Source organism: Pseudoalteromonas sp. H103 (assembly GCF_001469205.1).
GTDB lineage: Bacteria > Pseudomonadota > Gammaproteobacteria > Enterobacterales > Alteromonadaceae > Pseudoalteromonas > Pseudoalteromonas carrageenovora.
This window is the reverse complement of record NZ_LOFG01000004.1, coordinates 100,086-121,572: the sequence shown is the minus strand read 5'-3', so window position 1 is coordinate 121,572 and position 21,487 is coordinate 100,086. Positions and strand designations below refer to the sequence as shown.

Here is a 21,487-nt window from a genome sequence, read left to right as displayed (position 1 = left end):
CGTCGTGAGACAGTTCGGTCCCTATCTGCCGTGGGCGTTTGAGAATTGAGAGGGGTTGCTCCTAGTACGAGAGGACCGGAGTGAACGAACCGCTGGTGTTCGGGTTGTCATGCCAATGGCATTGCCCGGTAGCTACGTTCGGAACTGATAAGCGCTGAAAGCATCTAAGCGCGAAGCAGGCCTCGAGATGATTTCTCACTAGACTTTTAAAGTCTCTGAAGGGCCGTTGAAGACTACAACGTTGATAGGCAAGATGTGGAAGTGGTGTGAGCCATTAAGCTAACTTGTACTAATTACCCGTGAGGCTTAACCATACAACGCCAAACGCGTTTTGTGACAGTGAAAGCGACAGAAGTTAATAACTAAAGTAGATATTACTTAGAAACTTAAAAAATATTATCAGCTATTTTCCAAATTCAGTTAGTGCGTAGAAATACGGATTAACGCCAAAATTTGCTTGGTGACAATAGCGTTTTGGACCCACCTGACTCCATGCCGAACTCAGTAGTGAAACGAAACAGCGCCGATGATAGTGTAGCATTTGCTATGTGAAAGTAGGACATTACCAGGCTTCAAATTAAAGAAACCCGTTACAGCAATGTAACGGGTTTTTTGCTGTCTGGGGTTTAGTAAATAGCCCATGCCTAATTCAGTAGTGAAACCAAAGCTTCGACCGATGATAGTGTAGCATTGGCTATGTGGCTCTCGAGCGCTGTGGGGACTACGACATCACCAGGCTTCAAATTGTAGAGAGCCCGGCTAGAAATAGTCGGGCTTTTTTACGTCTGCAGACAAGTGAGAAACAGTTAGCTACATGTTCCACATTATATAAAGTGGGTTACTAACACACATTAACTTCATCAGTAATAGCGGTTACATTGATGTAGTTAGGGCTTAAAGTAATAAAGTTTGTAAGAGTAGGCGGTGTATTTAATAAATTTATCACAAACTAATTACTTCTCTTGTTTGTATGGCGTATGAATACTAATATGTGCTTATAACTTTAGTATTAATTATGAATGAGAGTCCAACCTCAATGAATCAACCGCTTTTTTTAGATGACTCTGCATCACTTATCGAATTTACACGAATATACCTAGCACTTTTTTATACTTTCGTTGCTGGCTTTTATACCTTCAGAATTATTTATAAGAATCGTTCAACTCCAAAAGGGGTCATTTTTCCTGGCGAGCAATTTTGCGCTAGTTGGTGGAACCATATGGTGTTTAAGTTTTTTAGAGCGGCTATATGGTTTGTTTGTGTGCTACGCGTGTTTATTCCTGAGGTTGATAGCTATCTAGGTTTGCTAAATGTGTTGAATGGCTGGCCAGGTGTTATGTTTGGAAATATTTTACTAACGGCTGGTTTTGTACTGACAATGTTTGTTCATTTTCATATGGCTTCGCTTTGGCGATCAGGAGTAGATCCTCGCGGCCCGAGAGAACTCAAAACAAATGGCCTGTATGAATTTTCAAGAAACCCAATGTACTTAGGTGTTGTAGCCGCACAAATCGGTTTCTTTTTAGCTTTACCAAGTGTGTTTAGCCTAATTTGCTTAGTTGTTGGCATGATTGCGGTATACAGACAAACTTTAGTTGAAGAAGCTCATCTTGAGCAGCACTTCTCTGGGGAATATAAAGAGTATAAACAACTAGTGCCACGTTGGTTGTGAGTTATTGTTTAACTAGGGCATGTTGATCTTTGATGGTTGAATTTGCAGCAGTGTGTTTGGTTTTTAGGCAAGGCGGAGCCTATGAAGTGTGGTTACTCCCCATAAATAGGCGATAACGAAGCATAAATGCCAAACATGCGCTGCCCTTCGGGTTCTGCCTAGGGGCGATAAACTCTTTGTTGCCTACATGGATGTAGGTAAGGGGCGTGAGCAGGACGCGGAAGCTTTACTCGGTTTTTACTTAGCCCACTAGGTTACAAACCTCGCGCCGCGATTTAATAGCCCCTAGATTGAACAAATTTCAATCCGCAAAGATCAATACGCCCTAGCTATACGTTACAAAGTAAATAACCTGAACTTAGCAATTTGAGTTCAGGTTACCTCTAACCAATATTTTTCGTGATATATTTTTCTATAAACTCTTTTTTTGTAATTGCTTTTGAAAAAATATAGCCTTGAATATAATCGCAGCTAAGGTGTTTCAATAGTTCATATTGCCTACTTGTTTCCACCCCTTCAGCCACTACCATAACATCTAGGTTATGTGCCATTGTAATTATGGCTTTCACTAGCGCAATACTGTTGTCGTTAGATTCAATATCTTGAATAAATGAACGGTCTATTTTTAAAATATCTATATCTAGTCGTTGTAAGTAAGCGAGAGATGAGTAGCCAACACCAAAATCATCAATCGCTATATCTATGTTAATAGCACTTAAACGTTTTAGTTGGCGTTGTATTGAAGAGTCGGGGTCCATTAAGGTGTTTTCTGTAACTTCAATAAGTATGGTGTTGTTAGGTAGTTGAGATTCTTTACTTGCGGTTATCCAGTCATCTACCCACTGCCCGGCACGGTCTATTTCTAAAGGCGATGTGTTTACACTTACTTGTACTGCGTCTTTACTCAGCTTGTTAAAATCGACAGTATCTTTAATCGCCTGAGATTTAACCCAATGACCAATATCTCCTATTAAGCCGTTTTTCTCTGCTACAGGTATAAATTCATTAGGGCCAATTAAACCTCGCTTTGGGTGGTTCCATCTAATCAGTGCTTCAGCTTTAGGTACTGATAAACCATCAATTGAGAATATTGGTTGATAGAATAGCTCAAATTGTTTTTTATCCAGTGCTACTCTAATTTCCTCTATAAGTAGGCGCCTTTGCGTTGCTCTTTCTTCTATTTCATAAGAGAAGAACTCATAGCGGTTACGGCCTTTATTTTTGGATAAATACATTGCTTGATCGGCTCGTTTTACAAGCTCTTCAACAGTTTGGCCATCAACAGGGTAAAATGTTAAGCCTATACTGGCTGTGACATAAACCGTTTCATTTTTTATCTTTATACTTTCCATTAGGCTACTTTTGACTGTTTCAGCAATTTTTGATGCTTGATTAGCGTTGCTAACGCCTTCTAGAATCAAAGTGAATTCATCTCCGCCTAATCGAGCAACAGTGTCTTTGCTGGTTATGCAGTTTTGTAACCGGATTGCTACCTGGTGCAATAGTAAGTCACCGTAGTCATGCCCAAGGCTGTCGTTAACTTCTTTAAAACCATCTAAATCTATAAAGATAAGTGCAAAAGTCATATCTTTTACGCTTATTAAGCTTTGTATTTTTTCGTAAAAATAACGTCTATTAGGCAGGTCTGTTAAGCCATCTTGATAAGCATATTGATGTAATTGAATATTAGCGCTTTCAAGTTCATTAGTTCTAAGTTTAACTTGGTTTTCTAATGAGTTTTCTCGTTGTTCAATATTGGATAGCATATCGTTAAAACAGGCCGTAAGCTGGCCAACTTCATCTTTTGATAGTTGTTTAGCACGCAAGCTATAGTCGTGTGATGTAGTAATTTTATCTGCTGTTTGTGCTAGGTAAAGTATAGGGTTTAAAAAGCGACGTCTTAATAATAAAGATAAAACTAAGCTTACAGCGAAGGTAAATGTCATCAAAACAATTAAAAATTTGCTATAAAAAGAAATTTTGTTTTGAATATAGCTATCGTTAGCTCTTATTTTTAATAAACCATAGTTATTGGTTTCAAACGTAAGGGGAGTGTTTACTTCGATACTATGATCGAGCTCTTGCTTGGTTGAGAGTGCGACAGCAAGTTGAACATCACTTTGGTTATACACCGTTATACTTACTACGTCAGAGCGCATTAGAATAGGATTTATTAGCTCTTGAACTGCGTCTAGGTCGTCAAACATAAGAGCCGTAGTTATATTTGGTGCTAGCATTTTCGAAAGGGAGTCTAAGCTTTCTATCTGTTCTTCTTTTGCGCTATTTATCTCATAAGCACTAAATACAATAGTCACTGTAGCGGTAGAGGCAAGTGCAACGCTCATTAAAATAACTAATAATTTTTTACTGATAGTGTTTAGTGCGAATAAAGTTTTCATTACATTACCTTTGCACAACGCGAGCAAGGCGTAATACTTTTGAGCTCATTGTAATACCTGCATCTTTTAATTGTTTGGGTGCAATTTCAAAACGAACTTTTCCCGCAGAAAGAAAGAACCTTATGTGCCCGCCACCTTCTATAAATGAGTCGCTTTCGCCAATTACCATTATATTTTTTACAGTGGTGATGTTAGCTGTTTGCCACTTTGCAAATGTATTAGAAGTTATAAACACAATATTGCAGCCACGTATGGAGGTGTCATCAAGCGTAATAAGTTTATTATGCAGTGGTAAGTTTTTTATAGTTCTGTTTTTTAAAGCACTATTAGCTACATCGATAAAATATTTGTCGGGGCTGCACACTGTAAACTGCTTTAAGTTATCTAACGGCTGATCCCAGCTTCCAAATCGAGCAAAATTGTATAAGAAGCCTGCCTTTAGCATATATTCTTTTTCCACAGCATTAGCGCCCACACTAAAAAGAATGAGCGTTATCAATATACTATGGATTAAGCTTCTTAATTTACTCATCTTATTTGCTTAAAAGGTTGCCGAAACAGTAAAAGTTATACATTCATCAATGTAGTTTGGTAGCGTGTATGTTTCGCGTGTATTGTTATATTCAATATGTGAACCTGCAAATAGGTTTTTACCCGAAAGTGCTGTTGCCCACACAGGGCTGAGTTGCCAATTCCAAGTAATATCTAGCGTTGTGTAACTGTCTGTATTGTATGCATTAGAGTTCTCTGCGCGCAGGGTTGCAAATACATTATGATCAGTTAAAAAAGTATAATTAGCTTTAGCAAATAGCTGCCTGTTTTTTGAGTTATACCCTATGGCAGGCTCAACTCTAGGAGGTAAGTCATAGGTGTATTTTGTATAGCTATAACCTAACTCAGTGTTTAGGTTATCAAGTGGTTGCCACGAGAGCAGCACATCAAACCCTTTTGTTGTTGTATCTGCAACTGATGCAAAGTCTAAGTCTATGCGAGTTGTTGTTAAAGCTTGAAAAACTTCTGGAATTCTTCCTGCAAGAAACAAATCAAGTATTGGCCCAAATTGCTCATCATGTGCATTCATATCAATTACAGCAACATTTTTTGCATCAGTATAATAAGTCGAAAGATCCACTGACCAGTCATTATCGCTAAATCGATAACCTAATTCGTAAGACAGGTACTTTTCTGATTTTACTTTGTCATTGCCATTTAGGTAGGTCGCAATTCGGTAATTATCTAAGGCTTGAATACCTGAGCTTAATACAGCCAGGTCCTGTACTCTTGTGCCATTAACTCTAAAGTTGTCGTTAAATTCAATTAGTGTAGGGGTTCTAACACTTTGAGACACAGCCCCCCACGTTAAATGGTTTTGAGTTGGTTTATATATAAACCTTGCTGAAGGTTGGTTTTCCCAACCGGTTAAATCGTTATGATCGGCTTTAGTACCAATAATAAAGTCTAACTTATCTGGGGTTACATTGTATTGGGCTTGAACAAGCACACCAAATTGCGTGAGATCATCAAAGTCTTTATCACTATCTAAAAATAAACTCTCTGCAAATGAAATAGAGTTATACCGGTAGTTTAACCCCCAATCGAGTTGTAAAGATTGATATATAAAATTCATTTGATAATCAATATCTATCGATTCAAAGTCTTCTTTTATATAGTCTTGCGAGCCATTTTGCTTTAACCAAGATAGCTGTAACATTTGATTTGCATCTGGCGACATTCTATTTTCGAGTCGAGCCATAATACGCGAGTCAGTGCGTTTTAAATCATCTGAAAACGCAATGTTCTCGTTAGATTGGTCTATTACACCACGGTAGTTTTGACCAAGTGTAGAGTGAGTTACATCACCTTGAATTAAGCCTGACCATTCATCACTGGGGGTAAAATCGGCTCTAAAGCCTAGTGAATGCTGTTTTGTTGTATCGTTAGGAGGAAGTGAAATCCCTTTTTTTGACTCATTAGCATTTTTTAAATGGCCATACACACGGTAGCTACCTTGGTTACTTATATCCCCACCGTAGCGTAAATTTACATCGGCATTAATTTGGTTACCCGTTGTTGCATTTGCAAAACCGCCTCGAGTATCAAGGCTGTTTTTGGTAATTATATTAATAACACCATTATTTGCATCACTCCCCCAAAGTAACCCACCTTGGCCTCGTATTACTTCAATGCGTTCAATATCGTATAAAGGCACATTTAGGGTTTCCCAATATACGGCTGCAAATTTTGGTGTATACAAGCTTTGTCCGTCAATCATCACCAATAGCTTACTGGAAAAGCGAGAAGCAATCCCCCTTGATGAGATTGCCCATTGGTTGTTATCAAGTTGACGTACAATCAGCCCAGGTACCATTTTTAGCGCTTCAGGGAGTGATGTTGCCCCTGAATTAGTAATTTGATCTTTGCTTAATACATAGATAGATGATGCGGTATCAAAAGCTGATTGTGCTCTTTTCATTGCTGATGTTGCTTGTACATCCATTCCCATAAGGGCATCGAGGTCTAGGTCGTCATCTTCAAATGGGTCTGCCGCAACGATAGGGCAAATTAAAAGCAATGGCCAAAAAAAACGTCGTGATAATTTCACCAATATCTCCTGCACAATCAAAAGAATCACTGTTTTATAAAACATGTGGTATTACACAATGTTAACATGTATTGGCGCAACACAATTAAAAAATGCGATTAAATACTAGGGCGTGTTGATCTTTGATGGTTGAATTTGCAGCAGTGTGTTTGGTTTTTAGGCAAGGCGGAGCCTATGAAGTGTGGTTACTCCCCATAAATAGGCGATAACGCAGCATAAATGCCAAACATGCGCTGCCCTTCGGGTTCTGCCTAGGGGCGATAAACTCTTTGTTGCCTACATGGATGTAGGTAAGGGGCGTGAGCAGGACGCGGAAGCTTTACTCGGTTTTTACTTAGCCCACTAGGTTACAAACCTCGCGCCGCGATTTAATCGCCCCTAGATTGAACAAACTTCAATCCGCAAAGGTCAACACGCCCTAATAAAGAGCTTTTATATGTTTTCGTCGCTAATACATCAGCTTATAACGTAAATAATAAGTTAGTTTGAATCATTATTATTAGCGTGGCGGTAGTTAAATTTACGAGTAGGTTTATAAAATATAATAAATTTGCTACAAACTTAATTACAGAATAAAAATAGCCATAAATTGTCATGTGGTATTATGTTTAATTACACATTTAACTGAGGTGAGCTTAGTCAAATAACTGCATGAATACTGGTTCATCAGCGTAAAATAAATTACCCTAAGTGCATTAGCCACCTTTAAATTAATTACCTTATGAGCCTTCTTTTTTCTGTAGTATTAGCAAGCCTTCCTGCCTTACCAGAGCCCGTTGCAAACAATGCCGTAGCTAAGGTTACTGTTGAAAACCAACGCTATTTTTTGAGTTTTATGGGGCTTGGTAAAAACAAACAACATAGCGATGTACACAATAAGGTATTTTCACTAAAACTGGGCGACAGCGCTTGGCAGCAACAAGCGAGTGTGCCTTCAAGTTTGCCATTAAAGGGGCGCTTAGCGAGTACTGCAGTGGGCTTAGGTGAATACGCTTATATTTTTGGTGGTTATACGGTAGATAGCGATCATACTGAAATTTCAAGCCCCGATGTGTACCGTTTCGATATAAAAAACAATACATATAAACACCTTGCAAGCATGCCAGTACCGGTAGATGACAGCGTAGCGATTAGCTACAAAGAGCGTTACATATACCTTATTAGCGGTTGGCATAACGATGGCAACGTAAATTTAGTACAGGTATACGATACCCAAACCAACATATGGCAACAGGCATCACCTTTTTTAGGAGAGCCTGTATTTGGCCAAGCGGCTGCTATTAGTGGTAATACTATTGTTATTTGCGATGGCGTTAAAACTCAAGCAAATCCAGATTCACGCCGCTCTTTTGCAGGTGTTGCGCAGTGTTTAAAAGGCACAATAAATGCCAACAATCCGCTAAAAATAGATTGGCGCACGTTACCTCATCCTACAGGTGAATCGCATTACCGTATGGCTGCTACGAGCTACAATAACAATATTTACATGCTGGGCGGCTCTAATAACCCCTATAACTACAACGGTATTGGCTACAATAAAAAGCCAGCACCGGCAAGTAAACACGTGTGGCGTTTTAATATTGAGCAAAATTCATGGCAAGTTTTATCGCCTTTAGCCGAAGGCAGCATGGACCACCGCGGGCTACTTGAGCACAACGGGGCTTTATATCGTATTGGCGGTATGAACAACCAACAGCAAGTAATAAGCGATGTAACAGGTTATGAGGTAACACAGTGAATACGCTTTATATTACAGGCGCAGGAGTAAGTGCTGCTAGTGGTATACCTACTTTTAGGGGCGAAGATGGCTTTTGGACGATAGGTAGTAAAAACTATACACCTATGGAAATGGCCACGCGTGCTATGTATCAAAACAATCCGCGCGAGTTTTTAGCCTGGTATTACAATCGTTTTGCAACGTATCGTAACCATGGCCCTAACGACGTACACCATTGGCTTAGCGATAAAAACTTAATTACCCAAAATATAGATGGGCTTGATGGCAAAGCGGGTAATAAAAATTATGTCGCTATACATGGCAGGCTCGATCAAATGACGTTATTTCATAAGCAAGGGGAAGCAGTCAAACCGCTTATGACCCCGTGGGATAGCGTAGACGAAAGCCGCCTGCATGACTCTCTTTTTGAGCTATTTAATATTCAAAATCAAATGCCAGAGCTAAATCATTCATTTAAGCCCTTTGTTTTATTATTTGATGAATACTACACCGAGCTTTACAGAATATCCGAAGCACAGCAGCGTATGCTCAATGCCGATAAAATTGTATTTATGGGCACTTCATTTAGTGTCAATATCACTCAAATGGCAATTGAAATAGCCCGAAATTACGACATACCTGTTGAAGTGGTTGACCCAGAGCCTGCACATATTTTGCACGCTAACGTCACGTATAAAAAAATGAATGCACTAGATTACATTCAATCTAATTAATAAGTGCTATATTTCAAAGAGATTGATAATGTTTTCTTAAATATTACAATCTCTTTATATAATATTAACGAATCAAAAATGTTACTATTATCCTGATTATAACAATACTAAAGAGATCTGAATGAGCGACTTAACTGCAATAGCAAACTTGTCAATTTTACTTGTAGAGCCTTCAGAGGTTCAGCAAAAAATAATAATAAAATCGCTTTTAGAAAGTGGTGTAAAACAAGTTGAAACTGCATCTACACAAACACAAGCGCTTAGCTTATTAGCAAGTTATCATCCTGACTTAGTAATAAGCTCTATGTATTTATCTGACGGCACTGCCGATTCATTATTGCAAGAAATAAGAGCAAACCCTACCACTGAGCATCAACCTTTTATGCTTATATCGAGTGAGCGTAATAAAAAATACCTTGAGCAATTACGCCAATCGGGTGTGCTGGCTATTTTACCTAAGCCTTTTAGCGCAAAAGCTATTACCCGCGCACTAAAAGCAACGCTCGATATTATAAGCGAAGAAGAAGTAGAGCTTGATCATTTTGATGTAACGCTACTGCGTGTGTTAGTGGTTGACGACAGCCGCTTTGCGCGTAAACACATAATACGCGTACTTGCTGGTATGGGGATTCCTGCTCCTGTAGAGGCCGAAAACGGTAAAGAAGCGATAGAGCAACTTAACGAGCAGTCGTTCGACTTAATCGTTACCGATTACAATATGCCAGAAATGGATGGGCGCGAGTTAACCGAAACAGTACGTGGCTCAAACGCCTACTCGCATATTCCTATTTTAATGGTGAGCTCAGAGGCAAACGACACCCACCTAGCTAATATTGCGCAAGCGGGAGTTGATGCCATTTGTGATAAACCGTTTGAACCCGCAACAGTGCGAGAGCTTCTATATAAAATAATGTCTTAGTAGATTAAAACGGCGAACAAGTAAAAAATTAAACAGCGGTAGTAACACATATTACTACCGCTTTTTTAACCTATTGGCTGGGCACGTTATACAACTGAAGCGCTACAAAACATAAAATAGCGGCTACACAGCTATCAAATATGCGCCATCTAAAAGGGGAGCTTAAAACCTTTTTTAATTTTGGCGCAAACAACACTAAGCTGCTAAACCAAATAACAGAGGCAACACAAGCGCCAATAGCAAAGTACATAGGCTCTGGTTGTAGTGCGCCAATACTGCCAAGCAGTAATACGGTATCTAAATAAACATGTGGATTTAGTAAACTTATTGCAAAGGCCGCAAAGGCGGTTTGCCACCAGCTCACTTTTATTACCTGAGTTACTTTTAACCCCGATGTGCCTTTAATTGCACTGCGTGCAGAGCCAAATGCTAAGTAAAGCAACATAGCTATACCGCCCCACGTTAACCACGGTAATAACTCCGGCAGCCATAACTTTAACTCATTAGCTGCAAATACCCCTACAATAATTAATGTGGCATCACAAATTATACAAACCGCGGCTAAAACAAAACGGTTAGCACCCGCCATACATTGGCTTAAAATCCAAATATTTTGCGCTCCAATGGCAATAATTAAACTCAGCCCCAGCATCACACCCGACAAAAACGACATACTTTAAATCCAAATAAATAAAACCTGCTATTCAATGCCTTGCAGGGTAGGGAGTATTCTGTTACAAATCCAATGAATATATTTATTGTTATATGCGTAAAACTCATGATTGATTATCAGTTACTCAATGCGCTTAGCGCCGTGATAAGTGAAGGCGGATTTGAAAAGGCATCTAAAAAGTTATTTATTACGCAATCGGCGGTGAGCCGACGTATTCATCAGCTAGAAGCTAAACTAGGTGAACCCGTATTAATAAGAACCCAGCCACCATCGCCAACAGCATTAGGCAAGCGCTTACTTAATCATTTACAGCAAGTATTACAGCTAGAAGTAGCCCTTAATGTGGGGGCACTTAACGAGCATACAGATTTAAATACACCACTTAGCGTAAGGCTTGCTGCTAATGCGGATTCGCTTGCAACCTGGCTGCCCGAAGCACTGGCCGTGCTCGATAGTGAGCTTACGTGCAAGCTCAGGTTCGAAGTAATTAGTGAAGACCAATCCATTGCTCATAAAAGAATGAAAGACGGCGAGGTTATGGTGTGTATTAGCTCATCACCCGAGCCTGTAAATGGCGGACTTGTTAGCCCACTTGGCGCTATACGCTATAAAGCCATTGCGAGTCCTGAATTTATAAAGCAGCATAAAATCAACGACCTTTCGCAGTTAGCGCACTTACCGTGTTTAGTGTATAGCGACCTTGATAAGTTACAGCATCAGTTTTTAAACGACATTAACGGCTCATCACCACTGTTTACCCATATATACCCTTCGTCAGAGGGATTTAAACAAGCCATGATCGCAGGCTTAGGTTACGGGTTATTACCTACATTACAGCTAGGAGATTCGTTAACAAAAGGAGAATTAGTCGATTTATTCCCAGAATATTATATTGATACGCCTTTGTACTGGCACTATTGGCAAACCGAAAGCCCGCAGCTTAAAACGTTGCGTAAATTTGCATTGCAAGTAGCAGGCAAACGGTTAGAGCGTATTAACCCATAAAAGCTAAGCCTGCGTTTATAACTGCCCTAATCTATATATAAGCAGCGCTGTTTTAGCGGTGTTTTTATTTAGGCTGGTTAAATCGGCGGTTTCGTTTTTAGTGTGCGCGCCACTGCCCATTAGGCCAAGGCCATCAAGCGCCATATCAACATGGTTTGCAGCAAACGAAATATCAGCAGCGCCGGCATTACGAGGGTTTGCAGCCACCACTTTGTTATAGCCTAAGTCTTGGCTTGCTTCGCTATACAGTGCAAGCAGCTTTTTATTACCCTCGGTGAGCCCCATTGGTGGGTAGCCGTCTTCAAAAATAAGCTCAGCGTGGCTGCCATTTAAGCTTTTAGCCACTATTTGCTGCATCACTTTTTTAGCGCCTTCTACCTGCTTTGGCGAAAGCGCTCGTAAATCACCCGCTACATGCACGGTTTGCGCAATTACGTTACTTTTACCAAACGCCGTTGCTGACGAGTTAGCACTGTCGTAATCGGCATTTGTACCGCCTACAATAAGCCCAGGGTTAAAGGTTAAATTAGGTTGTGTAGCTAGTTGCTCTCTAAAGTCATTTAAAATACGCGACGCCTCGTAAATAGCGCCATAGCCCACACTATCACTAAATATTTGCGATGAATGTGCAGCATTGGCCGTTATATTTAACGTCCAACCGGTATAACCACGGCGCGCTGCCATCGCGGTTTTAATATTGTTATCGCCATTTTCATAGCCAAGCGCTACATCTGCCCATATTGCGCCATCAACAATAGCTTGCTTAGATAAGCTAAGTGGGCGACCGCTGCTTTCTTCATCGCCCGTAAGCAATACTTTTATGCTTACGTTTTCAAGTAAATTAAGGGCTTGTAAGCTTTTAAGGGCGGTAATTATTATAGTGTTACCGCCTTTCATATCGGCTACACCTGGGCCGCTCGCGGTGTTTTCATCAAGCTGTTTGTAGGTAGTAAAGTTATCGTTTTTGGCAAATACCGTATCTAGATGGCCGATCATCAGTATTTTTATTGCATCGGGGTTTTTACTTTCATGGGTTGCTAATACATGACCTGCGCGGTTAAACGCACTGCCATCAAGCCATTCTACTTTAAAGCCAATGGCTTTCAGCTGCTCGCTTGTCAGCGCGCCCACTTTTTTTACACCTTCAATATTAAGCGAACCGCTATTAATATTTACGGCTTGCTCTATTTCTTTAAGTGCTTGGGGGATATTTTTATCGATCTGTTTTACTATTTCACGCTCGTTTTTATCAAGCGCCGCATGGCTTGTAAGCGGTAGGGTGCTCGCAAGGGTAAATATAAGTACATGGCTAAATTTTAAAAGTGACATAACAGCCTAATAATTGAAAAGTAGTTCAGCTAATATGAAGTAAAAATACAAAGGGTTCAATAGAAGTAGATTGTGATTTTTAACTAATTTTATAAACAACAACGAGTTAAAAGATTAAGGGTTAAAGGGGGTATGCGTTACTGGTTTAAACTCAGGTATTTAAAATATGATTTGTTAATTAGTAATCAACTAGTACAACTACACAGCTATATGTCTGATATTACTGATCTCCAACATTTTTGGGTTTTGCTACATTTAGGAAAGGTAAGGCGAAGCTAACTATTTGTTTACAGGTATTTATTTTATGGTTAGGATGAAATTAGTATAAAATAGGGACATTTGATACTTTGTAAAATGACAAATGTCGTAAACTAAATTGTTATACCTATTGAGGAAGTATGAAGAAAATTTTCGCATCTATATTAGCTTTGTTCATGTCAAACTCTCACGCGAATGATGATTGGGCTGACTTCGTAACAATTGCCCATAACTCGTTATCAGCAAAGCAAGATGCAATAATGGATGAATATAAAATTGGAGAGCACGAGCGTTTCGATTGGGATCAAGAGAATGGAACTTTGGTATTTTCGAACGACGGAATAAAAGCCGTTATTGCAAAAGTGCAATTTGTTGGTTCTGTATCGACTAAGTCAAACACATGGCTTTGGTCATGGGCAAATTCTTCAGTTTTGAATAATGTTAAAGATCAAATGTACAAAGTTAAAGAGTTTGGTCAATCTAAAGGCTTCGATGCACTAATAAATGATAAGTGGTCTGCAGACGAAGTCGATGGTTGGGAGATGACATCTATTACTAGCTATATTTTAAATGCTAAAGGCGCTTATAGAACTGCTGATAAAACTGGCTTTACTTATATGGTCATTACAGACATATATTGGGTAGAATAGGTATAACAAAATGATGAAGACGGATTTGTCAGAAGAGCGCCGCCAAACCGCTTATCGTAAGTGTTAGGTATACAAGGAAGTTAGATGCCAATTTATATCAAAATTGAACAATCGAATTAAAAGCTAGCTCACTTAGCAAAAGGTCATTGGGAACTGCCTATCCAGATCCAAGAGCTTGAAAGTTGGCTGTTAGAAAATCCTCTTAATTTAACTCCATCAAAATACATTGCCGATGTAGGTTTTAGCATAAGACAGAATGCTTGTTATGGTGGAGCTATTCTATCACCAGAAGCTATGTTAATAATGAGTAATTTGGGTGTTAAATTATATTTGTCTGAGTATGGTGAGTAACGTAAACATAACAAAGCATCAACTAGAAATTAGGTGTTATGCTTTTTATTGGGAGTATCATGAAAGTAAGTAACCCATTGACGATAGTGGCAATTTTTGCTGGTGCAGCTGAGACGTTTGCAACGGGAGCTCTAGTTGCTTTACCCTTATCTTTACAAGAAAAGTTCATCTATTTTGTAATGTTCTTCCCAGTGTTTATCGTCACGCTTTTTTTCTTTGTATTAGTCTTCAAACCTCAGGTTTTATATGCACCTAGTGATTTCTCCAACGAAGAGCATTTCTTACACGCAAACCAACTTAAAGAGGTTGTCGCACAAGAAACTGAAAAGGTTCTTTCAGAAGCAAAAGAAAGCAACCAAATCACTGGAAACCTTAAAGAGCTTTCAAATAGAATTGCAGAATTAACGGTTAAAAGCTGGGAACATGAGCTGGATGAAAAGGTTCATAAATATATGTTTGAGCACTCAAATGAAGCTTTTACGCACCGAGGACTCGGACATATACTTCTAGTGGGGAAGTCATCTATTTTGGCATCACTAATTCGTCTAGAGGTAGATGGGAAAATTCTTTCGGGTATGGATGGCACTGTTAAAGTGTGGCAAGCAAAAAAATAGCAAAGCGGTTAAGATCATTGCCAACACTAGGCATTTTCGGTTTGCTTTGAATTTAGTGTTTACAACATAAAGATTTAAGTTAGGTGTAGCCGTTGCTTACTACTTAATTCGGAGTTGGGTGTTCTTCTGGTAGAGGGTAAATTGTGGACGATAATATAGATGATAACCCTGAATGGGTAACTCGCGGCAAAACAATCAAGCAACTCATCAAAGAGCTGCAAACGTTCGAGAATCAAGACTTAGAGGTTCAGATTTCAGTTGATGGTTGTGAGTCCTTTAAATGCATAAGTTTAGTTGGCAAGCACAATAGTGGCGGGGTTCAATTTTGTGTTCTTGAAAATTTTGAGTAAATGTTTAGGCGTTATAAACACTTGAGAATCTAATGAAGCAATACTCTGTAGTAAAAGTTATATCTCTTAATAAAAAGTTTATCTATTCAGAAAAAAGCTTTGGCTCAAGAGCTCCTCAAATCGGTGATGTTGGAACAATAGTTGAAGTTTATGATGGAGTCTTTGATATTGAATGTTGCGATGAAAATGGTGTTACTATTTGGCTTGAAATATTCGAACCTAGTGATGGTGATTTAGAGTTACTGTACATATAGTAAGCTTTTATTAGTGACGAATACTTTCTCTGCATTCTATCCAGCCGGTATTTAAAGTTAACAACCATCAGGTTTAACACCATTGACATTAAACCTGACAGCTCAAATTTAACCAATCAACGTTAATTAGTCGGCATTAAATATATCTCGCGTACGTTGTTGCGCTGGTTTGCTTCTATTGCAAATAGTACGGCGTCGGCCACATCTTGTGGGTCGAGTTTGTCGGGTTTTGCTTCATCAAAAAATGGGGTGTTTACCATGCCTGGGGCTATGGTGGTACAGCGGCCGTTCCACTCGCTCATTTCTTCAGCTAAGTTTTGCCCAAACCCGTAAGCAAACCATTTGGTTGCGCCATAAATAGAGCCTTTTATTGGCTTACGGCCAGCAGCTGAGCTGGTTAATATAAAGTGGCCTTTGTTTTGGCGTAAATGAGGCAGGGTTGCTTTTGCCGTCCACAGTAGGGCTTTAATGTTTATGTCTATCATGGTTGACCATTCATCAGGGTCGCCTTTTTCGGTGCCTGCGGTTGAAACGCCCATACCTGCATTGGCAAATGCGGCATCTAGTCGGCCAAATTTTTTAAGCCCTTGTGTTACTACGTTTTCAAGTTCGGTAAAGTCGGTGGCATCTGCGGGTACACTCAGTGCGTTATCTTCACCTAATGACTCAACTAGTTCAGCTAATTTATCTTCACTTCTGGCGGTAAGAATGACTTTATGGCCGTTATTAACCAATGTTTTTGCACTCGCTTCACCTATGCCACTAGAGGCACCTGTAATTAGAACTACTTTTTCTTTCGCCATGATTATTTCTCCTATGTTTACATATTCAAAATGATAAGAACGGTTTAACTAATACGTGCTATTAACTGTACCAGTTCTGGGTTAACAGGGCTTGAATGGAGGAGCCTGTTTATCTTTTGAGGTTGAGTTTTCAGCTGTGTGCTTGGTATTTAAGCAATAGGCATAAACACAGCGCGATTAACTCTTCCTTGGATAGAGCCAATTTTAATCCTGAGAGGTCAGCAGGCCCCATTAATTGGTTGGCCTTAGGTGAATTTCTCTGATGTTATTGCGCTGGTTTGCTTCAAGTGCAAAGAGTACGGCGTCGGCAACATCTTGTGGGTATAATTTGTCTGGCCTTGCTTCATCGGTAAATGGGGTATTTACAGCACCTGGGGTTATGGTGGTACAGCGCCCGCCCCATTCACTCATTTCTGCTGCTAGGTTTTGACCAAAGCCATAGGTAAACCATTTACTTGCACCATATATTGAGCCTTTAACAGCTCTGCGGCCAGTGGCTGAGCTGGTTATAATAAAATGGCCCTTGGTTTTACGTAAATAGGGGAGGGTAAGTTTAGCGCTCCACAGCAGGGCGTTTATGTTTATATCAAGCATAGTTGCCCATTCGCCAGGGTCGCCTTTTTCTATTCCTAATGTGTTTAGCCCTTTACCTGCGTTTGCAAATGTAGCGTCTAAGCGGCCAAATTTGTTAAGCCCTTTTGTTACTACGTTTTCAAGCTCGTTAAAGTTGGTTGCATCTGCCGGTACGCTGAGTGCGCTATCCTCGCCTAATTCTTTAACTAATTTTGTTAGTTTGTCTTCGCTTCTGGCGGTAAGTATGACTTTGTGGCCATGGTTAACCAGCGTTTTGGCGGTTGCTTTGCCAATACCGCTAGAGGCACCTGTAATGAGGATTACTTTTTTGATCGCCATGGTTATTTCTCCTATGTGAGCCTATTCAAAATGAGAAAAGTATTTACAGTAACTTTTGTACTAACATTAACAGTGTGTGGTTAACCTAAATTGAATAGTAACGTTAGAGGAACATAGCTTTTATTTAATGTTTTAATTTAATACAAAAACAATAGGTATAACTAATTTATAGCTATATACTCGCGCGGTTTTTAGCCATTAAGGCTAAATTGTGGGTTTAGCGCATTTAGCTTTGCTCATTTTTAAATTGTGCTGAGTGTCAGCCGTTTTTTGGAATATGTATGAAAGATAAACTTATTGTGTTTTGGCAAAGCCATTCAGAAACAATCATCACTTTAGGTTACAAAGTGGTATTAGCCTTGGCTATTTTAGTTGCGAGTGCGCTTATTGCGCGTTCAGTAAAAAAAGCGATTAAAAATTCTAAGTCGCCATTAAAAAAAGTAGACGAAACGCTACTGCCGCTTTTATCGAGCATTGCGGGGTATTTAGTTTACATAATTGCTGGGTTGTTTATTTTAGATATTTTTGGCGTTAATACGGCAAGCTTAATAGCGCTAATGGGCGCGGCGGGTTTAGCGATTGGTTTAGCACTTAAAAACACCTTAAGTAATATTGCCGCTGGCATTATGCTATTAATACTTAGGCCATTTAAAATAGGCGATTTTGTAGATGCTAGCGGCACGCTTGGCACAGTGAACGAAATAAACTTATTTACGACCATTTTTAAAACCACCGACGGCCTGTATATCGCATCACCTAACGGTAAAGTGTGGGGCGGCAACATTAAAAACTTTACCCGCAACGGTAAAAGGCGCATGGATATAGTGGTGGGAATTTCGTACGCCGACTCTATTGATGTAGGCTTAAATGTACTTAAAGAATTAGCTGCATCAGAAAGCCGACTACTTGCAGAGCCAGCGCCTAAAGTAATGGTTACCTCAATAGGCGAAAGCGCAGTAAATATTCAATTACGTGCATGGGCTGTAAATGGCGATTACTGGCAAACCGTGTGGGATTTAAATAAACGCGTTAAAGAGGCTATAGAAGGCGCGGGGCTGAGTATTCCGTTTCCGCAGCGAACGCTGCATATATCTGAGTCGATGGCATCTGCAGTAACGGTTAATACCAATCCGCAATAATACTTAATCATTTTGCGGGGCTAAACATGTCGCTACCTGCGTTAAAAAATTCTCATTTAGAACAACTAAATAACGAATTTTTTGCCTAGTTATCAACACGTTTTTTCCAGCCTCAAAATAGATCACTTAATTAAGCGAATTGGTATAATAAAAACCTTTAAACTCTATTAGCATAAGCACAAATAAAAATAGCGAGCCTTGGCTCGCTATTTTTGTATTAGCCTATGTGTTGGCCGAGGTATTAACCTTCTAATTGAAAGTCGTACACTGAGCCTAAGTTAAGCAGCTGGGTTAGTTCATCCAGTGCTTGGTAGCTTTCGGTAAGTAGGGCTGAGTCGGCAAAGTCGCTTGCGCCTAACTTATCGCGGTAGTTACGCTTTGCCCAGTCACAAAGCTGAGTGTATTTAGTATCGGTTAAAATAACCTCTGGGTTTACCGCAGCAAGTTCTTGCTCGTTAAGAGCTACGCGTAAACGTAAGCAGGCAGGGCCGCCGCCATTTTGCATACTTTGGCGCAGGTCAAAAAACTGCACTTGGTTTACTGGGTTATCGGCTAAAATCATTTCTTCAATGTAGGCGTTTACTGCGCTATTACGTTGGCACTCTTGTGGCGCTACTAATAGCATTGAGCCATCATCTAGGCTTACTAATTGGCTATTAAACAAGTAACTGCTTACTGCATCGCTAATGCTTACTTTATCAGTAGGTACTTCAATTATGTATAGCTGTTTGCTGCCGGTGTAGGCATCGCGAATTTCTTGCAGGGCATCTTGTTGGTTTAAAAATGCTTGCTGGTGGCAAAGCAATACGTTTGCGTTACCTACTGCAATTACATCGTTATGAAACACGCCTTGATCTATTACATCTGGGTTTTGCTGCAGTAAAATTTGGCTCGATTCTTTTAAGTTATGTAATCGGCAAATGGCTTCTGAGGCTTCAAGTGTTTGCCTTGCAGGAAACTTAGCCGGTTTTGGTAGTTGGCTGTTAAAGGCACTTGCGCCAAATACAAACATTTCTAGGCCTTGCTCGCCGTGGCTGTCGCAAAGTCGGGTATGGTTAGCCGCGCCTTCGTCGCCAAAAAAGCCCTGATCGGGTAGATGCGTGTGGTGTGCAAAGTAGCTATCGTTATTAAACATGGCTTTTAGTAAGCGGGTAGTTGTAGCAGGCTCTAGGGAGCGATGAAACTTATTGTTTAAATTAGCTGAGGTAAAATGCACTTTGCCATCGAGGGTGTCTGGCGATGGAGAAACAGTAGCGGCATTGGCGGTCCACATTGCAGAGGCCGAATAACACGCGCGCAATAAGATAGGGTCTGCTTTAAATGCTTTATGAATAACTTGCGAGTCGTTGCCGGTAAAACCTAAGCGACGTAGTACGTTTAAATCGGGGCGTGCGTGGGGCGCAAACACACCTTGTGTTAGGCCTTTGTCGTGCATGGCTTTCATTTTTTCAAGGCCCTGTAACACAGCTTCTTGAGGGTTTGAAAAACTTGCCGCATTATTTAACGAGGCAACGTTACCATACGATAAACCCGCATAGTTGTGAGTAGGGCCAACTAAGCCATCAAAATTTACTTCTAAGGCGTGCATACACGTTCCAATCATATTGTTTTTAGTAACTTAACAATACAACGCAATGGCCGCGCTTGCAAAGCCTATAAATACGAAATTTATCGGCTGTAAACTCGCTCTTTGTCGCACGTGGTATGGGTATTACTCGGATCGTTTACCTGCCATACGCTAATGTCTAAACGCCAAATTAGGTAAAGGGTGTGGTATAAGTTAGCCATGGTATTTTCCTTGAAAGTTTCACTGAACACATCTGTACTGTGGAAGAATTATGCCAACTGTTAATTGAATATTTTATGAATATAAATCAGTAATTTATTAAAACACTAAAAATAACTTTTGAGCGTTTAGCACCACTTTGGGGCTCAAGGGCTTAAAAGTTGCACCAAAAAGCCACGCAGCAGGTGTGTGGCTTATGTTTTATACGTGGTAATTAGCGGCCTACTTTACCTTTTACTAGCGGGTCGAACGACAGCACACTAAATTTCCCTTGGCTGGCATTTTTACCGTTATTTAGTACTGGCGAGCGGTGTAGCTCATCTACGGTAAAATATATTTTATGATCGGCGCCATAACTAAAGCCATCAGGCCAGCTTAAGCGCTCGTCTTTAAATAATATTTGGTATTTACCGCTTGGTTTTACTACGCCAATCGCGCCATTAGTTATGTCGGTAACATACACATTGCCGCCGCCATCAACAATAATGCCATCTGAAATGGGTTTAGTGCCGTAACGCGTTACTTTACTTTCAAGGGCGCTTGCGCTCAGGCTTTTATTATTAATATCGCTGGTGGCAATACGGTAAACCGACGTGCCAGACATAGAGCCAAAGTAAAGCCACTGTTCGCTTGGGTCGAGTGTGATTGGGTTTACCCCTAAACGTGCTGGTTGGCCGCCTAGTTTCATGGTGCGCCCTTCAATGACCATATCGATATTTTCGGCTGTGGTGTATGGGCTATTTTGTAATACTCTGCGCGCCTCACCTGTTTTTAAATTTACGGTAATAATAGCGGCTTGGCTGCCTTGTGCGGTGTCGGCAATGTATACAACGCCGTGTTTATTATCGATAACTAAATCGTTTAAAAACGAGGTGTCGGTAATGGTGGGTTTAGCTAAATAAATTATTTTATGCAGCTGCTCTTTGTTGGTATCCCATCCGACTAAACGCCCAGCATGATCAGGGCCTGATGTATCAAGCATCCATAATACGCCATCGGCTGATACATTTATGCCAAGTACATCGTAAAAGCCTTTGCCGTTTTTATACGCGTATGCCCATTCTTCATTAGGGTAGGGTTTGGTGGTGCCATCGTTTAATAGCTCCATAATTTTTTGTTTTTGGCCGTAAAAACCATGTACCGATAAAAACTTACGACCCGATGGGGTAATAGCAATATTCCCCGGTGGGTGTTGCGCGTCGAATGTGGCTACTGTTTTTAAATCAGCATTTTGATTAGCGGTATTAGCAAACACACTGCTGGTTAAAAACGCGGTGCTGCAGGCTGCAACTAAAAGTATTTTTTTAATCTCGATCATGT

19 protein-coding genes and 2 rRNA genes are annotated in these 21,487 nt (G+C 40.2%); 12 read left to right on the top strand and 9 right to left on the bottom strand.

All coding sequences use genetic code 11. The features are described from left to right. The 3 genes from ATS74_RS05195 to ATS74_RS05185 form a co-directional block, all read left to right on the top strand. A 23S ribosomal RNA gene (locus ATS74_RS05195) occupies window positions 1-314 on the top strand; the annotation flags it as partial. 142 nt (window positions 315-456) lie between these two features. Further along, window positions 457-571 (top strand): 5S ribosomal RNA (gene rrf, locus ATS74_RS05190). Window positions 572-1,036: 465 nt separating this feature from the next. After that, window positions 1,037-1,672, top strand: coding sequence for a methyltransferase family protein (locus ATS74_RS05185; protein ID WP_058547883.1), 636 nt, complete (start codon window positions 1,037-1,039; stop codon window positions 1,670-1,672). 383 nt (window positions 1,673-2,055) lie between these two features. Here the strand turns inward: ATS74_RS05185 and ATS74_RS05180 are convergent, their stop codons facing one another. The 3 genes from ATS74_RS05180 to ATS74_RS05170 are packed head-to-tail and all read right to left on the bottom strand — an operon-like array spanning window position 2,056 to window position 6,673. Further along, complete coding sequence (locus tag ATS74_RS05180; RefSeq protein WP_058547882.1) at window positions 2,056-4,071, bottom strand: EAL domain-containing protein; 2,016 nt, start codon at window positions 4,069-4,071, stop codon at window positions 2,056-2,058. 4 nt (window positions 4,072-4,075) lie between these two features. Then, window positions 4,076-4,603, bottom strand: coding sequence for a YfiR family protein (locus ATS74_RS05175; RefSeq protein WP_082660562.1), 528 nt, complete (start codon window positions 4,601-4,603; stop codon window positions 4,076-4,078). Between the two features lie 9 nt (window positions 4,604-4,612). After that, window positions 4,613-6,673 carry a TonB-dependent receptor plug domain-containing protein gene (locus tag ATS74_RS05170; protein ID WP_058547881.1) on the bottom strand — a complete coding sequence of 687 codons (2,061 nt, stop codon included), beginning with the start codon at window positions 6,671-6,673 and terminating at the stop codon, window positions 4,613-4,615. Between the two features lie 721 nt (window positions 6,674-7,394). On the opposite strand from ATS74_RS05170, the gene ATS74_RS05165 reads away from it, so the two are divergent. The 3 genes from ATS74_RS05165 to ATS74_RS05155 all read left to right on the top strand — a co-directional run bounded on the left by ATS74_RS05165 (window position 7,395) and on the right by ATS74_RS05155 (window position 10,043). Further along, window positions 7,395-8,411 (top strand): Kelch repeat-containing protein, encoded by a 1,017-nt coding sequence (locus tag ATS74_RS05165; protein WP_058547880.1) that lies wholly within the window; start codon window positions 7,395-7,397, stop codon window positions 8,409-8,411. Further along, entirely contained in the window at window positions 8,408-9,124 is a 717-nt protein-coding gene (locus ATS74_RS05160; protein WP_058547879.1) for an SIR2 family NAD-dependent protein deacylase, read from the top strand. The genes ATS74_RS05165 and ATS74_RS05160 overlap by 4 nt, the downstream gene beginning before the upstream one ends. Window positions 9,125-9,245: 121 nt before the next feature. Continuing rightward, window positions 9,246-10,043, top strand: a complete 798-nt coding sequence (locus tag ATS74_RS05155) for a response regulator (protein WP_058547878.1) — start codon at window positions 9,246-9,248, stop codon at window positions 10,041-10,043. A gap of 70 nt (window positions 10,044-10,113) precedes the next feature. On the opposite strand, the gene ATS74_RS05150 is transcribed toward ATS74_RS05155, so the two are convergent. Next, window positions 10,114-10,716 (bottom strand): LysE/ArgO family amino acid transporter, encoded by a 603-nt coding sequence (locus ATS74_RS05150; protein ID WP_058547877.1) that lies wholly within the window; start codon window positions 10,714-10,716, stop codon window positions 10,114-10,116. A gap of 105 nt (window positions 10,717-10,821) precedes the next feature. On the opposite strand from ATS74_RS05150, the gene ATS74_RS05145 reads away from it, so the two are divergent. Then, entirely contained in the window at window positions 10,822-11,721 is a 900-nt protein-coding gene (locus ATS74_RS05145; protein WP_058547876.1) for a LysR family transcriptional regulator ArgP, read from the top strand. Between the two features lie 15 nt (window positions 11,722-11,736). On the opposite strand, the gene ATS74_RS05140 is transcribed toward ATS74_RS05145, so the two are convergent. Next, window positions 11,737-13,050 carry a M20/M25/M40 family metallo-hydrolase gene (locus tag ATS74_RS05140; protein ID WP_058547875.1) on the bottom strand — a complete coding sequence of 438 codons (1,314 nt, stop codon included), beginning with the start codon at window positions 13,048-13,050 and terminating at the stop codon, window positions 11,737-11,739. Between the two features lie 434 nt (window positions 13,051-13,484). Between ATS74_RS05140 and ATS74_RS05135 the strand changes: the two genes are divergently transcribed. From ATS74_RS05135 to ATS74_RS05120, 4 genes are all read left to right on the top strand, one after another. Next, complete coding sequence (locus tag ATS74_RS05135; protein WP_058547888.1) at window positions 13,485-13,958, top strand: DUF6882 domain-containing protein; 474 nt, start codon at window positions 13,485-13,487, stop codon at window positions 13,956-13,958. A gap of 410 nt (window positions 13,959-14,368) precedes the next feature. Beyond that, on the top strand, window positions 14,369-14,923 hold the full coding sequence (locus tag ATS74_RS19990; protein WP_201023020.1) for an ArsR family transcriptional regulator: 555 nt from the start codon (window positions 14,369-14,371) through the stop codon (window positions 14,921-14,923). A gap of 143 nt (window positions 14,924-15,066) precedes the next feature. After that, the gene (locus tag ATS74_RS05125) at window positions 15,067-15,273 is read left to right on the top strand and encodes a hypothetical protein (RefSeq protein ID WP_201023019.1); all 207 of its coding nucleotides are present in this window, start codon (window positions 15,067-15,069) and stop codon (window positions 15,271-15,273) included. 32 nt (window positions 15,274-15,305) lie between these two features. Continuing rightward, window positions 15,306-15,527 (top strand): hypothetical protein, encoded by a 222-nt coding sequence (locus ATS74_RS05120; protein WP_058547873.1) that lies wholly within the window; start codon window positions 15,306-15,308, stop codon window positions 15,525-15,527. A gap of 122 nt (window positions 15,528-15,649) precedes the next feature. Here the strand turns inward: ATS74_RS05120 and ATS74_RS05115 are convergent, their stop codons facing one another. Together ATS74_RS05115 and ATS74_RS05110 are read right to left on the bottom strand one after the other, a co-directional pair. Next, the gene (locus ATS74_RS05115) at window positions 15,650-16,330 is read right to left on the bottom strand and encodes an SDR family oxidoreductase (RefSeq protein ID WP_058547872.1); all 681 of its coding nucleotides are present in this window, start codon (window positions 16,328-16,330) and stop codon (window positions 15,650-15,652) included. 231 nt (window positions 16,331-16,561) lie between these two features. Next, window positions 16,562-17,242: an SDR family oxidoreductase gene (locus ATS74_RS05110; protein ID WP_058547871.1), complete on the bottom strand. Its 681-nt coding sequence runs from the start codon at window positions 17,240-17,242 to the stop codon at window positions 16,562-16,564. A gap of 281 nt (window positions 17,243-17,523) precedes the next feature. Here ATS74_RS05110 and ATS74_RS05105 point away from each other — a divergent pair, with 281 nt between their 5' ends. After that, the gene (locus ATS74_RS05105; RefSeq protein WP_058547870.1) at window positions 17,524-18,381 is read left to right on the top strand and encodes a mechanosensitive ion channel family protein; all 858 of its coding nucleotides are present in this window, start codon (window positions 17,524-17,526) and stop codon (window positions 18,379-18,381) included. 241 nt (window positions 18,382-18,622) lie between these two features. On the opposite strand, the gene astB is transcribed toward ATS74_RS05105, so the two are convergent. Further along, complete coding sequence (gene astB, locus ATS74_RS05100) at window positions 18,623-19,969, bottom strand: N-succinylarginine dihydrolase (protein WP_058547869.1); 1,347 nt, start codon at window positions 19,967-19,969, stop codon at window positions 18,623-18,625. Between the two features lie 412 nt (window positions 19,970-20,381). After that, entirely contained in the window at window positions 20,382-21,485 is a 1,104-nt protein-coding gene (locus ATS74_RS05095; protein ID WP_058547868.1) for an L-dopachrome tautomerase-related protein, read from the bottom strand. Window positions 21,486-21,487 lie beyond the last annotated feature (2 nt).

What these genes read in the sequence shown, in the direction of transcription:
- ATS74_RS05185 (WP_058547883.1), top strand. Translation starts at nt 1,037, where the DNA reads ATGAATCAACCGCTTTTTTTAGATGACTCTGCATCACTTATCGAATTT.
- ATS74_RS05180 (WP_058547882.1), bottom strand. Translation starts at nt 4,071, where the DNA reads ATGAAAACTTTATTCGCACTAAACACTATCAGTAAAAAATTATTAGTT.
- ATS74_RS05175 (WP_082660562.1), bottom strand. Translation starts at nt 4,603, where the DNA reads ATGAGTAAATTAAGAAGCTTAATCCATAGTATATTGATAACGCTCATT.
- ATS74_RS05165 (WP_058547880.1), top strand. Translation starts at nt 7,395, where the DNA reads ATGAGCCTTCTTTTTTCTGTAGTATTAGCAAGCCTTCCTGCCTTACCA.
- ATS74_RS05155 (WP_058547878.1), top strand. Translation starts at nt 9,246, where the DNA reads ATGAGCGACTTAACTGCAATAGCAAACTTGTCAATTTTACTTGTAGAG.
- ATS74_RS05150 (WP_058547877.1), bottom strand. Translation starts at nt 10,716, where the DNA reads ATGTCGTTTTTGTCGGGTGTGATGCTGGGGCTGAGTTTAATTATTGCC.
- ATS74_RS05145 (WP_058547876.1), top strand. Translation starts at nt 10,822, where the DNA reads ATGATTGATTATCAGTTACTCAATGCGCTTAGCGCCGTGATAAGTGAA.
- ATS74_RS05140 (WP_058547875.1), bottom strand. Translation starts at nt 13,050, where the DNA reads ATGTCACTTTTAAAATTTAGCCATGTACTTATATTTACCCTTGCGAGC.
- ATS74_RS05135 (WP_058547888.1), top strand. Translation starts at nt 13,485, where the DNA reads ATGTCAAACTCTCACGCGAATGATGATTGGGCTGACTTCGTAACAATT.
- ATS74_RS19990 (WP_201023020.1), top strand. Translation starts at nt 14,369, where the DNA reads ATGAAAGTAAGTAACCCATTGACGATAGTGGCAATTTTTGCTGGTGCA.
- ATS74_RS05120 (WP_058547873.1), top strand. Translation starts at nt 15,306, where the DNA reads ATGAAGCAATACTCTGTAGTAAAAGTTATATCTCTTAATAAAAAGTTT.
- ATS74_RS05115 (WP_058547872.1), bottom strand. Translation starts at nt 16,330, where the DNA reads ATGGCGAAAGAAAAAGTAGTTCTAATTACAGGTGCCTCTAGTGGCATA.
- ATS74_RS05110 (WP_058547871.1), bottom strand. Translation starts at nt 17,242, where the DNA reads ATGGCGATCAAAAAAGTAATCCTCATTACAGGTGCCTCTAGCGGTATT.
- ATS74_RS05105 (WP_058547870.1), top strand. Translation starts at nt 17,524, where the DNA reads ATGAAAGATAAACTTATTGTGTTTTGGCAAAGCCATTCAGAAACAATC.
- astB (WP_058547869.1), bottom strand. Translation starts at nt 19,969, where the DNA reads ATGCACGCCTTAGAAGTAAATTTTGATGGCTTAGTTGGCCCTACTCAC.
- ATS74_RS05095 (WP_058547868.1), bottom strand. Translation starts at nt 21,485, where the DNA reads ATGATCGAGATTAAAAAAATACTTTTAGTTGCAGCCTGCAGCACCGCG.